The 13300-nt window shown below is 70.4% G+C and carries 11 protein-coding genes and 2 pseudogenes; 4 read left to right on the top strand and 9 right to left on the bottom strand.

The features are described from left to right. Nucleotides 1-361: 361 nt before the first annotated feature. Together NP777_RS37235 and NP777_RS37230 are read left to right on the top strand one after the other, a co-directional pair. Nucleotides 362-994 carry a hypothetical protein gene (locus NP777_RS37235; protein WP_256654609.1) on the top strand — a complete coding sequence of 211 codons (633 nt, stop codon included), beginning with the start codon at nucleotides 362-364 and terminating at the stop codon, nucleotides 992-994. Nucleotides 995-1115: 121 nt separating this feature from the next. Then, nucleotides 1116-1748 carry a DUF2461 family protein gene (locus NP777_RS37230; RefSeq protein ID WP_256654608.1) on the top strand — a complete coding sequence of 211 codons (633 nt, stop codon included), beginning with the start codon at nucleotides 1116-1118 and terminating at the stop codon, nucleotides 1746-1748. Nucleotides 1749-1845: 97 nt separating this feature from the next. On the opposite strand, the pseudogene NP777_RS37225 reads toward NP777_RS37230, so the two are convergent. Next, nucleotides 1846-2862 (bottom strand): annotated as a pseudogene (locus NP777_RS37225) (lactonase family protein). Between the two features lie 545 nt (nucleotides 2863-3407). Then, complete coding sequence (locus NP777_RS37220; RefSeq protein WP_391858649.1) at nucleotides 3408-4313, bottom strand: phosphotransferase family protein; 906 nt, start codon at nucleotides 4311-4313, stop codon at nucleotides 3408-3410. 426 nt (nucleotides 4314-4739) lie between these two features. On the opposite strand from NP777_RS37220, the gene NP777_RS37215 reads away from it, so the two are divergent. Next, complete coding sequence (locus NP777_RS37215; RefSeq protein WP_256654606.1) at nucleotides 4740-5786, top strand: LLM class flavin-dependent oxidoreductase; 1047 nt, start codon at nucleotides 4740-4742, stop codon at nucleotides 5784-5786. Nucleotides 5787-5924: 138 nt separating this feature from the next. On the opposite strand, the gene tpg is transcribed toward NP777_RS37215, so the two are convergent. The 4 genes from tpg to NP777_RS37195 all read right to left on the bottom strand — a co-directional run bounded on the left by tpg (nucleotide 5925) and on the right by NP777_RS37195 (nucleotide 9690). Further along, complete coding sequence (gene tpg / locus NP777_RS37210) at nucleotides 5925-6482, bottom strand: telomere-protecting terminal protein Tpg (protein WP_256654605.1); 558 nt, start codon at nucleotides 6480-6482, stop codon at nucleotides 5925-5927. Between the two features lie 12 nt (nucleotides 6483-6494). Beyond that, nucleotides 6495-8783 (bottom strand): telomere-associated protein Tap, encoded by a 2289-nt coding sequence (gene tap / locus NP777_RS37205; RefSeq protein ID WP_256654604.1) that lies wholly within the window; start codon nucleotides 8781-8783, stop codon nucleotides 6495-6497. Nucleotides 8784-8853: 70 nt separating this feature from the next. Continuing rightward, entirely contained in the window at nucleotides 8854-9045 is a 192-nt protein-coding gene (locus tag NP777_RS37200; protein WP_256654603.1) for a hypothetical protein, read from the bottom strand. A gap of 48 nt (nucleotides 9046-9093) precedes the next feature. Then, nucleotides 9094-9690 (bottom strand): cadmium resistance transporter, encoded by a 597-nt coding sequence (locus tag NP777_RS37195; RefSeq protein ID WP_256654602.1) that lies wholly within the window; start codon nucleotides 9688-9690, stop codon nucleotides 9094-9096. A gap of 838 nt (nucleotides 9691-10528) precedes the next feature. Between NP777_RS37195 and NP777_RS37190 the strand changes: the two genes are divergently transcribed. Beyond that, the gene (locus NP777_RS37190; RefSeq protein ID WP_256654601.1) at nucleotides 10529-11356 is read left to right on the top strand and encodes a calcium-binding protein; all 828 of its coding nucleotides are present in this window, start codon (nucleotides 10529-10531) and stop codon (nucleotides 11354-11356) included. Between the two features lie 146 nt (nucleotides 11357-11502). Here NP777_RS37190 and NP777_RS37185 read toward each other — a convergent pair whose 3' ends face one another. From NP777_RS37185 to NP777_RS37175, 3 genes and pseudogenes are all read right to left on the bottom strand, one after another. Then, entirely contained in the window at nucleotides 11503-11718 is a 216-nt protein-coding gene (locus NP777_RS37185) for an MbtH family protein (protein WP_256654600.1), read from the bottom strand. A 116-nt stretch (nucleotides 11719-11834) separates the two neighbouring features. After that, on the bottom strand, nucleotides 11835-12638 hold the full coding sequence (locus NP777_RS37180; protein ID WP_256654599.1) for a hypothetical protein: 804 nt from the start codon (nucleotides 12636-12638) through the stop codon (nucleotides 11835-11837). Then, nucleotides 12635-13300: pseudogene (locus NP777_RS37175) on the bottom strand (class I adenylate-forming enzyme family protein); the annotation flags it as partial. The pseudogene NP777_RS37175 and the gene NP777_RS37180, both read right to left, overlap by 4 nt.

Genomic DNA, 13300 nt, shown 5'->3' with positions numbered 1-13300 from the left:
GTCAGATCACGGTGATGACCGTGACGTCCGCGGTGGGGTTGGACGACATCGGCGACGCCAGGTCCCTCGTCGCGGTGAGTCCTCGGGAGAACCGTTCCAAGGCCGATCGGGACCCGACCGAGTGGCTTCCCTCCGGTCCGGGAGCCCGCTGCCGGTACATCGAGGAGTGGAGGTGGCGAAGTCCCGCTGGGCCCTGTCGGCAGCCCCGCACGAAGTGACCGCGCTCACCGATTTCGCGGACAGTTGCCACGACGCCCGCATCACCTGCACGCCTGCCGGCTGAAGTCAGTAGTCACGTAGCCATCGCGCGGAGGTACTATCCACCACCAACATGAAAAAGCCCCAGACGAGGGAGCCTGTGATGGATACCTCTGCCGACAACACCAATCTGAAGTCCCAATACGCGTCACAGATCACCGCCGATCTCGAACACAACACAGCCGAACACGAACGTCTCAGCTCCGAGATCACGGCACTGCAGCAGCAGCTGTTGGTGCTGGAGAACAACCGGGCGCTACTGCTCGGCATGCGGCAGAGCCTTGGCGACGAAGCCGCCGGTGACGTGCCGGAGAACACCGGCGTCAGCGGGTCTGAGAATGGTGCGTCCGCCGCGCCGAAGTCCGCGGAGCGGTCACCGTCGCGCAAGCCGAGGAAGAAGACCGACACCGCCGGCGGCAAGCGGAAGGGGACGGAGTCGGGCGGGAATCGCACCAAGCGGGTGCGAGAAGCGGGTGCGCCCACCCTGCGCGCCCTCATCCACGGTGACCTCGTCCAGCACGGTGAACCGCGCTCCGCAGCCGAGGTCACCGCGGCCCTTACTCAGGCCCTCCCGGATCGCGAGATCAAGGGCACGGTCGTGCGCGGCACTCTCGAGTCGCTCGTGGCCAAGGGCGAAGCTCACCGGACCAAGCAGCGGAGGTCCGTCTTGTACTCGGCTGCCGCCCCGGGTGCGGCCGCTGGTACGGCTGAGCGCGGCGCGGCATCTCCTTCCTGAGAGTCGCAGGCCGGCCGCACAGGGTCCGGGAAGCCCCCCAGCCTCGATGGACTCGATGGAGGCCTGTGCGGGATTGGCATGCGTAGGTCTGGTGGGTGGTTTCGTGGGTTGTGGTGCCCGCATGAGCGGACGGTTCACCGGCTGGCCGGAGCGGGCCATGGACGTGTTGCTGCATCTGCAGGGCGAGCCGTCTCACGTGGTGCGCGAGCGGTACCGTGCGGATCGCGAACGTCTCGTCCGGCAGCCGATGATCGCGCTGCTGAATGATGTGGCGGACGCCGACCCCCGGTACGAGGACTTCTCGGTCTGGCACTACCGCACGAACTCCTGGTGGTGGCAGCATCAGGGCGCGGTGATCCGGCTCGGCCGCAAGGTCGAGATCGGTCTGCGGTTCGACCTGGACGGCCTGCGGATCCAGGGCGCTTGGTGGTATCCCGACCCCGGCCAGGTCACCATGTTCCGCGAGGCCGTCGCCGCCGAGGGAAGCGGCCACGAACTCTCGGCCATCGTCAATGACTTGAGGGCGAAGGGCTACGACATCTCCGGGGACGTGATGAAGCGCCCCCCACGGGGTTATCCGTCCGACCACTCCCGCACGGTCCTCCTGCGCCATCGTTCACTGATCGCCGCCTCTCCCCTCGGCTGCGACGAGTGGCTCCACACTCCTGAAGTGGTCGGCAAGGTCCTCGCGGCCGCCGACGACCTCGACACCATGCTCACGTGGCTGGTCCGTCATGTGAACGGCTCTGCCTGACTCGAGAGGAACCAGCATCGGCACATACCGTCCGGGAAACTGGCGCACGTCGCTGACGAGAGAGGGTCCGTTGTGGCTGTGACCTCGTGCTTCGGGATCAGCCGGGCAGCTCCGCGAACTCGACGAACGCGGGCTGCGGAACGTGCGCTTCTGCCAGCGGTGAGAGTGCCCCGTCGGCTCCGTCGACGGCGTACGACCGCACGAGGTCGGCTGGCCGGTCGGCGACGAGCATGAACGATCCGGACGGGTCGAAGGCGAAACTGCGGGCCGCGACACCCGGGTGCGGCGAGACAGCGACGGGCCCATGCCCCATCCGGGTGAGCCCGCCGTCATCGGCGACGTGGAACCAGGCGACCGAGTCCTCCCCTCGGTTGTTGACCTAGACGAACCTGCCGTTGGGGCGGCCCCTCACCTCGGCCGGTTCGTTCAGGGCCTCGTGGCCGGCCGCGACGGTGGACACCTGATCCAGCAGACGCAGTCGGCCCGAGGCCGGATCGAACGCGAAGGAGGCGAGGTCGGACGAGAACTCGCAGGTGACGAACGCGCGCCCGCTCGCAGGGTCGAAGGCGATGTGCCGTGGGCCGGTTTCCGGCGGGAACGTGTGCGTGTGGAGGAGTTCGAGCGTGTCACCGAGCGCGTAGACGTGGACGCGGTCGGTGCCCTTGTCTCCCACCAGCACGTGGTTCCCGCTGGGATCGATGACGGCACAGTGCGCGTGAGCGCTGGCCTGACCGTGTCCGCCGGCCTGCGGCGAGAAGTTCGGGTCTTTCCCGTGGCCGGGCATCACCTGCACGTCACGGAGTTCACCGATCCGTCCGTCCGGCTCCAGGCGGTAGAGCAGCACGGTCGAGTCGTCGTAGATGTATTCCACTGCCCAGTTGCCGTCGTCCGTGCGGACGACGTGCTCGACGTGCTCGAAGTCACCGCGGATGGCGGTCAGAAGGATGTTTCGCCTCTCGTCGACCGAGAGGAATGTCGGCCGGGGGCCGGGAGCGACCCGCGAGTTCAGCCATGTCAGGCTGCCGTCCCGTTCGGACACGGACAGGGCATGCACGCTCGCGGGCGGTTCCACCGGCCCCCTGCCGTCGGTCTTGCGCTCGTCCACGGCGTACAGGGTCCGCGAGCCGCTCGCTTCGTGTCATTTCCGCACACTACATACGACGGAGACCTGGCTGCGTCGCTGCGTCCCTCGCGGACGCCGTCGCCGGCCGTGGGCCGCGAGAGGTACCGCACCGGGAGATGACGCTGGGGGCTGATGTGCCCTCCGGGCCGCGCCGCCGCGAGCGGCTGTTCGACATTAACAACCCGGCTGGCTGGGTTGGGTTCAATGACCCAGATGTGACAACCGCGACCGATGACATGACGGTCCCGCATGATGCGGTCTCAGGGCGGAAAGCGGCCACCCTGAGACCCGTCCGCTCGAACACTGGCATGGATAATGCTCAACCGTTTGCCGTGTGCTCGTCGCCTGGCAAGTCACGCTGCGGCTGCGCGCCGCGCTGCTAGTGGTCATCCTGCTCTGGATGACCAGCGTCCGCTACCTGCGGATCCACCTCCCGTGAACGCCGGGTGCCCGTTCCGGAAGGCCGGAGAGCCGGCCGGAGCAGGCACCCGCCGGGTGAACGATGAGACCGAGGCCGCACCCCGGACCGCCTTGGCTCAGCCCAGCGCGTCCATCACAGCGGTGACATAGCCGTCCAGCCGCTCCTCCACGGCTCGCGTCGTCAGCTCTGTCCTCCCTGCCTCCCGCCATGACTGCGCCACCAACCGCACTTCCTCCGAGAGCGCCAGCCCGTCCCGCACCCGCCAGTACAGCCGCTCGCTCGCGACCGCGGCCAGCACCCCGCCGGCCTCCTCGTACGCCTCGGCGAACCGCAGGCCCCACGCCGGGCCGTGCAGCAGGGCGAGATTGGTGCAGCAGTGCGCCACATCGAGATCCGCCGGGCCCCAGGAGGTCTGTGCCCAGTCGACGACGCCGGTGATCCGGGCACCAGCCGGCCCCGGAGACAGCACATCGTCGAACAGCACGTTGCCGGGGTGGAAATCCCGGTGCAGATACCGCCCCTCATAGGGCGGCGCAGGCCGGCGGATCACGTCGATCGCCGCGGCCCATACCTCCGCGTCGGCGCCCTTCGGAACGACGACGGTGTCGGCGGTCGTCAACGCCGTATACCCCCGGGGCCGCTCGGCCGGTCGCAACGCGTGGATCGCCACGAGTTGGCGGGCCAGCACGGGGACGCGCGCCTCCAAGCCCTCATCGTCGAGGACCGTCCGGCCCCCCAAATGGGTCATCAGGAGCGACGGATGCTCGCAATGCCCGGCGGTCGGATCAACCGCGACCAGTTCAGGAGCCGGCACGCCGGTCCCCGCAAGCAGGGTCAGGGCGACGGCCTCCCGGTTCAGCCAGTCCTCGGCGTGCTCCACGTTGACGAAGGTCCGCAGTACCAGGTCACGGATGCCTCCATCCGGCGTGCCGATGGTCAGCCTCCGCACTTCGGCCGTGATGCCACCGTGCAGCGCCTCAGCCTTGACGACCCGTTCGCCGGCCTCCAGGTGCCGGCTCACCCAAGCCAGTGTCAACGGTCGGACAACCGCCGCCTCATCGTGGTCGGTCACCGGGCTACCTCATCATCCGGACGTGAGCACGCGCCACTGGTGGTGTTCGCCGCCTGGCAGCGGCGCACGGCGCACCCCCTGCCGCCACCGGGCGTCCTGCTCGACCGGGACCGCGCGGCCCCGGGCACTCCGGTCGCCAGCTCATGCGCTCGCTCGCCAAATGAAGCGCTCGGTCACATCGGGGATGTGATTGAGTGCTCGGGTTGGCGGATGAGCGTTGCGGTTGGCGGAGCTGAGCGCTTGAACCGGCGGACCGATGGGCCAGGGCCGACCGGCGGGTAGCCACCGCTCAACGGGGCGTGATCACGGCCACCACCGGGGTAGACCGCAACGTGAGTCGTTCAGCCATAGAACCCGACGGCGAGAGGGATCAGCATGCGGGCCGGCATCGTCATGACTGCGCGCCCGGGTCTGGAGCACCTGGCCGCCCGCGCGGAGGAACTCGGCTTCAGTAGTTTCTGGGTATACGACACACCGATGGTCCATGGTGATCCATTCGTCAGCCTCGCGCTCTGCGCCAAGTCCACCAGCCGGATCAAACTCGGTATCGGGGTCACCTCACCGGCGCTGCGCTCCGCGCCCGCCGCGGCGGCGGCGCTCAGCAGTCTCAACGCCCTCGCTCCCGGCCGCGTCATCTGCGGGGTCGGCACCGGCAACACCGCACGCCGCACGCTGGGCATGCGGCCTGCGAAGATGGTGGAGCTGGAGTCGTTCACGGCCGCCCTGCGGGATCTCACCGCCGACCGCGAGACGGACTACCGCGAGGGAACCCGGACCAGCAGGGTGCGCTTCCTGCACGTCGGCGGCTACGTCAACACCGAGGACCCGGTGGAGTTCGTCGTGGCTGCATTCGGCCCGAAAGTTGGCGCCATCGCCGGCCGCCTGGGTACAGGAATGATCTCCTTCGCGCTGCACGACCCCGCGGCCTGGTCCGCGCTCGGCCAGGCCCGCCGGGCAGCGGCACAGGCCGCGGGCAACAGGGAGGAGACGCGTTCGTACCTCATCTCCTCCCTGTACGTTCTCGCCGACGGCGAGGACCGGTACGGCGATGCCGTCAAGGACGCGATGGGGCACATCGCGGTGAGCGCACTGATCCTCGCGGTGGAGAACCCGGCCTTCCGCGCGACCCTGTCTCAGGAGGAGTCCGCGGCCGTCGACCTCCTGCTCCACCTGCGCGGTACCACCGCCACCGACCCCAACCGCCACCACACGCTCTACCACAATTATCTCGGCCGACTGTCCGCCGAGGACCGCGATCTCGTCGTGCCATCGCTGGTGGACAAGTTCGGTCTGATCGGTACCAGGGACGAGATCGGACAGCAGATCAACGCGCTGGAGAAGTCAGGGGTCAACGAGCTCGTGATCCAGCCCGGGGCGGACCCTGATGCGGAAATGGCCGAGCTCGCGCGGCTCCTGCCCTGATGCCGCACGGCCACGGTCATGGCGGCCCCGCACCGCCGCCCACCCTCCTCGGCACTCAGCTCGCCAACTGCAACGCTCATCGGCCAACTGGCACGCTCAGTCACAAGGGGAACGCAACCCGGGGAAGGAGTGCGGCTGCTACAGGTCGAACTCCAGGTGCTCGATGTCCGTGAAGCGGACCTCCTCCAGCTGGCCGGCGCGGCGGCCGTTGTCCTGGAAGTAGATCTCCTTGAGCGCTTCGGCGGCGATCTCCTTGAGCCGCTGGTCGCCCGCGCCGGCCTCCTGGGCCTCGAAGAGACGGGCGGCGTACTGGGGTGGCAGGGCGACGGTCAGGTGCCGGAGGCGGTCCTGGTCCGTCGTCCCGATCGGCGCGGTGTAGCCGAGCCGGGCGCGGGTGTCGATGACGATGCCGGCGGTCGTCGCGGCCTTCTGCCGGGCCTTGGCCCGGATCTGCGGCTGCCACCGGGCCTTCACCTCGCGCTCCAGGCGCGCGGCGAGATCGGGGCGGGGCTTTTTGATCTGGCCCCTCACATACCGTTCGACGGTGCGCTGGGAGACCCGCAGCAGTTGGGCGACCGCCCTGGTGCCCTTGAGCTGCTTGACCAGGTAGCGCATCTGCGCGGGTGCGCTCTTGGGCGCCGGGCGGGTGAAGGACTTCTGTACCGCGGCGTCCAGGCCGTCCCCGAACAGGCTCATCGTCGCCTTCTCCTACTCTCCGTTGTCGACATCGGTGACGGTGCCGTCCTTGATGTACCGGGCGAGGTTGAGCTCCGGGGCGTTGAACTGCTCGCGGACGCCCTCGCCCCACAGGACGGTCTGGGTGCCCTCGTGCTTGACCAGGCCCGGGTTGATGCCGAGCTTGAAGCCGCCGGGCAGCGGCCTGCCGTCCCGGTAGGGCAGGAAGTCCAGCGGGCTGGTGCCGTCGGCCGCGTACACGACGCAGTCGGACAGGATCGCGACCGGGTACTGCCCGGTGAACGCCGCGTGCTTGACGATCTTGCGGTGGAGGTTGACGCGCGTGCGGGAGATGACCGCCGCGCGGATGTCCGGCCGCCAGGTCGGGCGGGACAGGGCCCGCCACGGCTCGCCCGGCCGCCACCCCTCGCCCCGGGGACGTTCGCGCAGCTTGCCCAGGCCGCCCTTGACCGTCGCCTTGATCGCCGAGACGACGATCGCCAGCTCGGGGTCACGTTCCTTGTAGCCGTCCATGGCCGCAAGGAAGTCCGCCGGTGTCAGGTCCGCGTCGACGCCGAGGTCGGCCATCGTCGCGAGGTAGGCGGCACGCAGCCGGTCGTACCAGGCGTCCAGGTAGCGGCCGTTGTCGTAGCGCACCCACGCCTCGATCGGGTGCACCTCGTAGCCGAGCTCCACCGCGTAGGCGACGGTGGGCGTGGCGTACCAGGCCGGGCCGTCGGGGCGCTCGCCCTTGGGCGTGAACGGGCTGGGCAGCAGACCGGCGTCCAGGTCCGCCCACTTGTCCTTGCCGACCTTCACGCGGGACAGGTCGACGTGGGACAGGTCGACGAGCCATGAGCCGGGCAGCCTGGGGTCGAACGCCGGTGCCTTGCGGTGCGCCGGCGCACCGAGGCCGACCACGAGGCCGTTCGCTCCGGCGGCGAAGGCCATGTTCACATCGATGCCGACCAGGTGCCGCAGGGTGCATTCGGCGTCCGTCATCGGCCGTGCCCAGTCGTACGCCTCCTCGAACAGCTTCTCGCCGGGGCCGCGGACGTGGAAGCGCGGCAGGTCCGCCAGCAGCGGGTGCCCGTCCGGGGCCTCACACGGCGCGCAGGCGACCTGTTCCGTGCCCAGCGAGCCGGGGTTGTGCTCGGAGTGCCGCTTGCCGTCGGCATCGGGCTTGGAGGCACGGGTCGGCGGATGCAGTGCGGTCATCAGCTCCAGACCGGTGACGGCGGTGGAGCCGAGCGGCGTGATCACCCGGGACGCGTACGTGCCCAGGAGCCGGGCCAGTTCCGCCGGTGGCAGCTGGGCTGCGGTGCCCCAGTGACGGGAGTCCAGCGCGTGCCAGGACGGGATGCACAGCTGGACGCAGGCGCGTTCCGAACCCCGCGCCGGGCGGTAGATCCGCGCCCACGGGCCGAAGCCGCGCTTGGTCAGCTTCCAGTCGGCCCGCGCCAGCTGCTTGATGACCTTGTGGTCCTCCGGCAGTCGCCCGGCGAGCCGTTCGGCCTCCGACAGCGTCATCGGCACTCCGTACCGCTCCAGCGCCGCCTCGGTGAACACGAGCAGCGGGTCCGCGTCCTTCCCCGAGCGGTGCAGACGCGGCGCGCCGAGCCGCGCCTCCGTCAACGCCCATTCCACCAATGACGGGAGGGACTTGGCGGGCACGTCCAGGACCAGACCGTCGACGCAGTACGCCACGACCTTACGGTCGGCATCGGCGTCGATGACGGCGAGTGGGCCGTGGGCGAACCGCGGATCGGCAGCCGCCGCGGTGCTCTTCCCCGGGGCCGCGGTCTTCGCCCCCGGGCGCCGGGACGTCGACGTCGGCCTGGAGGCGGCCGCCGGGCGTACCGCGGCGGCCGGAGCGGTGACGGTGGGCGGTGCGGTGACGGTGGGCGGTGCGGTGACGGTGGGCGGTGCGGTGGTCTCCGAAGGCGTCTTGGCCGGGGGCCGCGACGCGGGGCCGGTGAGCGCCTCGGGCACTGCCGACTCTCCGGCGGGCACGGTGGTTGGGCCGGCACTCGCGGTCGAGGTGCCGCCGGTCGGCCCGGGCCCGGGCGCGGGGAAGCGGGCAGCGAGGCCCTCGAGGAGCCGGGCGTATGCGGCACGCTTCGGCGGCCGCGGCTCGGTACGGCCGGCCTCCCAGTTCCCCACCGCCTCGCGCCGGGTCCCCAGAGCCTCCGCGACCTGGTCCTGCGTCAGGCCGGCCGCCTCGCGCAGACGCTTGCGCTCCGCGGGCTCCGGCAGCGGATCCCGCACGGCCTGCTCCAGCAGCGCGTCAACGGCACTGAACAGCTCTTCCTCGCTGGACAAGAACTCACCTCCGCACCACACCCTACCGCGAAATCGCGCGTCGATCGCTTGTGAATCGCCCACCAAACGCTCATTCGAGCGACGGCAGGGTGCCGTACCGCCGCACAGGCCACGGTGCGGTGGTGCCCTGGTGCTGTGAGGTCACCGCCGACTTCCCCGAACCGATGGCCGCCGAGCCGAACACCTGGTTCGGGCCGATGCTCGCGGACAGCACCACCGCACCGCGGCTGAAGGCCCGGTCACCTCGGTGGATCCGGCGCATGATGAGGTCCGCGAAGCCCGCCCGAGGCTTACCGGCCCCGCCCGAGGCTTACCGGCCGAAGGCGCCGCCTTCGATGAGGATGAGCAGGCCGATGGCGATCAGGACCAGCGGCAGCAGGATGTGTCCCCAGCGGCTGAGGGCCTTGGCGATGACGGGGCGGGTGGCGAAGAAGCGGCCCGCGAAGCACCACACGGCCACCAGCATGAGGAAGACGATCACGTACACGCTCATGCCGCCGACTCCGGCGGTGGCGAAGACGGGGACGTAGACGCCGATGTTGTCGCCGCCGTTGGCGAAGGTGACGGCGGCGACCTCCAGCACCTTCGGCCCGCCCTCCGTCGTCTCCTGCTCGCCGTCCTCGTCGTCGCGGTGCTTCCACGCCTGCCAGGCCGCCTTCAGACCGAGGGCGAGGGGCAGGAGGCCTAGGTAGGGGATGGCCGACTCGGGCAGGAAGGTGGCGCCGAACGCGGCGGCGACCGCCACGGCGAGGATGGCGGCGAAGCCGAGGTATTGGCCGATGACGATCCGGCGGGCGGAGCCGTGATGTCCGGCGCCCTGGGCGAAGAACAGGGACAGGATCAGGATGTCGTCGATGTTGGTGACGGCGAACAGCCCGGCGGCCTGCCCGACGATGCCCAGGTTCACGAGTGGCTGCCTTCTCCTTCGGTGCGAATGTTCCCGTGACGCTACCGGGAGCTCGAAGAGCGCCCCTCGCCGGGCCGAGATTCAGTGCTCCCGTTCTGTCCACCCCAGGCAAATTCTGTGCACCCCAGGCAAATCCACGCTCGCCCGAGTACGGTTACGGCCGCACCACCCTTCGGTTCGGCGACGAGCCCCGTTCGGAGAACTCGAACCCACGGCCGTTTGCCGGATTCCACAGCCGCTTCATCACGGCACGGCAGTCCGAGACCGCCCGGTGGTCCCCTCCGTACCGCGGCTGCCAGGCGTACGTGGGGCGTCGGATGGACCTGCGCACAGGTGTGCCCCGAGGATGACCGGTCCGCCGAGGGCGAGCGAGGGCCGGTGCTCCCCCTCAGCGGACCGGCGTGAGAGCCACGATCGCCATCCGCGCTCTCCCGCTCCGTGTCCGGCCTACGGCGGCGAGAGGGTGTGCTCCCGCCCATACCGCCATACCCGACGGCACGGGCGGAGTGCGGATTGCTGAGCCACGTGGCGGAGATGGAACCGCGTCGGCCCGCCGGCACGAGCGGCCACGAACCGGTTGTCAGGAAGGGAGCGGGTGCCTTGTGCGATGCCCCGTACGGCCTCCGCCGCCCGGTTCCGGGACTCACCGGAGTTCCCGACGCCCACAGAAGGCACCTTCCGGCAACGCGGAGAGAATTCCCGGTGTCGTAGAGCTGAACGCGAAATGGGAATTCGAGAAGATCGGTGAACAGGGCATGGGAGTGGCACAACCCCGCGCGGATTTTCCACGTCGAAACGGGTGATCGGAAATCAGATCCACTTCCCACGGAGGCTTTTCGTGTCCACCCTTGGCCCGCGTTCCCGCCGCGTCCGCCCGGTCGGCGTCGCCGCCTTACTGGCCGTCGCGGCCAGCACCGGACTCTTCGCCTGGAACGCCCAGGCCGCCACCTCGCCCGCGTCGTCGTCACCGGTGTCGTCGGCCGCGTCGCCGGCCACCGTGACCGTCACCGACGGAGTGATGGCCTACACGGCGGCCGACGGCCAGACCAACAAGCTCACCATCAAGCGGGTCAGCGAGACCGACACCACGCTGACCTTCGGCATCGACGACGTTGTCGAGATCACCGCCGGCACCGGCTGCACCCACCCCACCGCCACCGACCTGACGTATGTGACCTGCACCGTCCCCGTCCCCGACCCGGACCACGGCGGCGACCAGGGCAACGTCGAACTCGGCGACGGCAATGACAGCGCCAGGATCTCCGGCGGCGATGTGAACGTCGACGGCGGGACCGGGGACGACACCATCATCGGCGCCTCCGTCGCGGTGGGCGGCGACGGCGACGACACCATCAGCCACGCGACCAACGCCAACGGCAACGGCGGCAACGACACCATCACCGACTCGTTCGCGGTGTGGGCCGGGGACGGCGACGACACCGTCATCGGCAATGACGTGGCCAACGAGATCTACGGCGGCCCCGGTAACGACTACCTCGACGGCGCCGGCAACGATGACTCGATCGACGGTGGAGAGGGCGACGACATCATCAAGGGCGGACCGGGCAACGACTACCTCTTCGGCGGCCCCGGCCAGGACGACATCGACGGCGGCCCCGGCGACAACGTTATCGACCAGGACGGATCCATGCCCGAAGGGTTCTGAGGGGACCTCAAGAAACCGCACGGGACCCCCAGGGACCTGAGCGACAAGACGGCCCGGGTCGACGACCCGGGCCGTTCCGCCGCCGAGCGGGCGACGCGACTCGCCCCCAGCCCTGACCGGACCATCGGCCGGCCGGTGGCCTCGGCTCAGCCGGTGGCCGGATCCGTGGGGCGGGTCGGATGGCCGGGTGCGAGGTCGGTCCAGGTGTGCTCGATGTGGTCCAGGCACACGTCCCGGGGTGCGGCCGGGTGCGCCTCATGCCATCCGTCGGGCACCGGGGCGAAGGTGGGCCACAGGGCGTGCTGGTTCTGGTCGTTGACCACGACGAGGAAGGTGCCGTCCGGGTCGTCGAAAGGGTTCACGTCTTCCTGCCGATCTCTGCGGGGTCGGGGAGGGTAGGGGGGTAGGGGGTCGGGAGGGGCGGGAGGGTCGGGGCGGAGAAGCCGGTCCGGCGGCCGTGGGGCTCGGCCCGTATGGCTCAGCGTGGCGAGGTCGTCCCCGGCGCGCCGGTGTCGGCGCAGGTGGCGGCGGGGCTCCTGTCCTTGGCGAGGAAGATGGTCTGCGCCATCATCCGGTAGCCCGACATCCCTTCCCGGAGGGTCTCGATGGACTCCTCCGGGTGCACCGAGTCGATGACCGCGTTCGGGCCGGCCGCGTTGAACTGGTGTGAGACTCCGCGTGGTATCTGCATGTCCACCCAGGAGTTGGGCGGCACGATCACATTGTGCCGCTCGCGGCGCACCCCGTCGGGGGTGCCGGGCAAGTCGTCGGCGAAACATGACAGCGCTGCGAAGCCTCCCGTCGGTGGGCGGACGGTGATCGGCGACAGGCTGGACACGCGGATCGTGGTGTCCGGACCGGTCATCATCCGCACGAACCGCAGCCCGGTGTGCAGGTGCATGCGCGAACAGATCTCGCGTGCGGCGGTGTCGTAGAAGTCCATGAGGTAGCGGTCGGCGAAGAAGCCCGGGAAGGGCGGCTCCACCATGAAGACATCGCCCTCCTCGAAGACCTGCGCCCGCTTCAGCTCGCCCGCCGGCGCGGGTCGCTCCCCCTCGTCCCGGTGGGCCGCCCGGACCAGCCCGGACAGCGCGTCGACGACGGCCAGGGCCGTCTCCGGGGGCAGTTGCACCACCGGGGTGAGCCGGTTGCGGTCGGGGTCCCGGTGACCTCGGACGTCGAGGATCTCGTCCTCGTGGTCGGGCGACCGCTTCATCCGGCCGGCGGTCTGGGCGGTCTGGGCGGTCTGGGTGGTCTGGGTGGTCTGGGTGGTCTGGGTCATCCTGTCGCTCCCGTGTGCTCGTTCGGACCGGAACCGAGGCGGCGCGCCCAGAGGACGCCGCCCGCGTCGTGCCGCCCGGCGCGGAGCACCGAGCAGCCGGTCAGGGATGTTCCGTCCTCCCGCTGCCGGGACAGCCACTCCCAGCGGTCGGTTCCCCCGCCGCCACCGACACCGAGGAAGGACAGCAGCGGGCCCAGCGGCCTGGCAGGGCCACCCGGCGCGGGCCCGTGCGGCAGGAGGAGCAGTGCGCCGCCGTCGAGGCGGGTCTCGACGCCCCACGGCACCGGCCCCTCCTCGACACCGTGCCGGGCGGCCAGCTCCGCGGCCAGTTCCCCGTGCACCGAGAACGGCCACGCGGCGAGCAGCCTCGCGCGCCACCGCGCCTTGGCACGGGCGAGTTCCGCGTCATCGGGGGCGTGCCAGTGCTCGCGCAGGAAATCGTAGGCGGCCAGGACGGTCTCCTCCCCGGTCCCGGCGTGCCGGGCGGCGCTGTGTTCGGCGAGGGACCGCAGGGCCGGATCGTCCGTCCCGGAGTCCAGCAGATGGCGTGCGGTGGCCGCGGCGTGGCGCAGCAGCCGGTCATACCGTGCGGGCGCCAGGCGGCGGGCGGCCAGCGGCCGGCTCATCGCCCGGCGCTGCGGCTTTCCGGTGGCGGTCGCCCG

This window comes from Streptomyces rugosispiralis (assembly GCF_024505145.1).
Taxonomy (GTDB): Bacteria; Actinomycetota; Actinomycetes; order Streptomycetales; family Streptomycetaceae; genus Streptomyces; species Streptomyces rugosispiralis.
This window is presented reverse-complemented; position numbering and strand designations above follow the sequence as displayed.

Excerpts from the sequence above, each read along its gene's own strand:
- NP777_RS37235 (WP_256654609.1), top strand. The coding sequence starts at position 362 with ATGGATACCTCTGCCGACAACACCAATCTGAAGTCCCAATACGCGTCA.
- NP777_RS37230 (WP_256654608.1), top strand. The coding sequence starts at position 1,116 with ATGAGCGGACGGTTCACCGGCTGGCCGGAGCGGGCCATGGACGTGTTG.
- NP777_RS37215 (WP_256654606.1), top strand. The coding sequence starts at position 4,740 with ATGCGGGCCGGCATCGTCATGACTGCGCGCCCGGGTCTGGAGCACCTG.
- tpg (WP_256654605.1), bottom strand. The coding sequence starts at position 6,482 with ATGAGCCTGTTCGGGGACGGCCTGGACGCCGCGGTACAGAAGTCCTTC.
- NP777_RS37200 (WP_256654603.1), bottom strand. The coding sequence starts at position 9,045 with ATGCGCCGGATCCACCGAGGTGACCGGGCCTTCAGCCGCGGTGCGGTG.
- NP777_RS37180 (WP_256654599.1), bottom strand. The coding sequence starts at position 12,638 with ATGACCCAGACCACCCAGACCACCCAGACCACCCAGACCGCCCAGACC.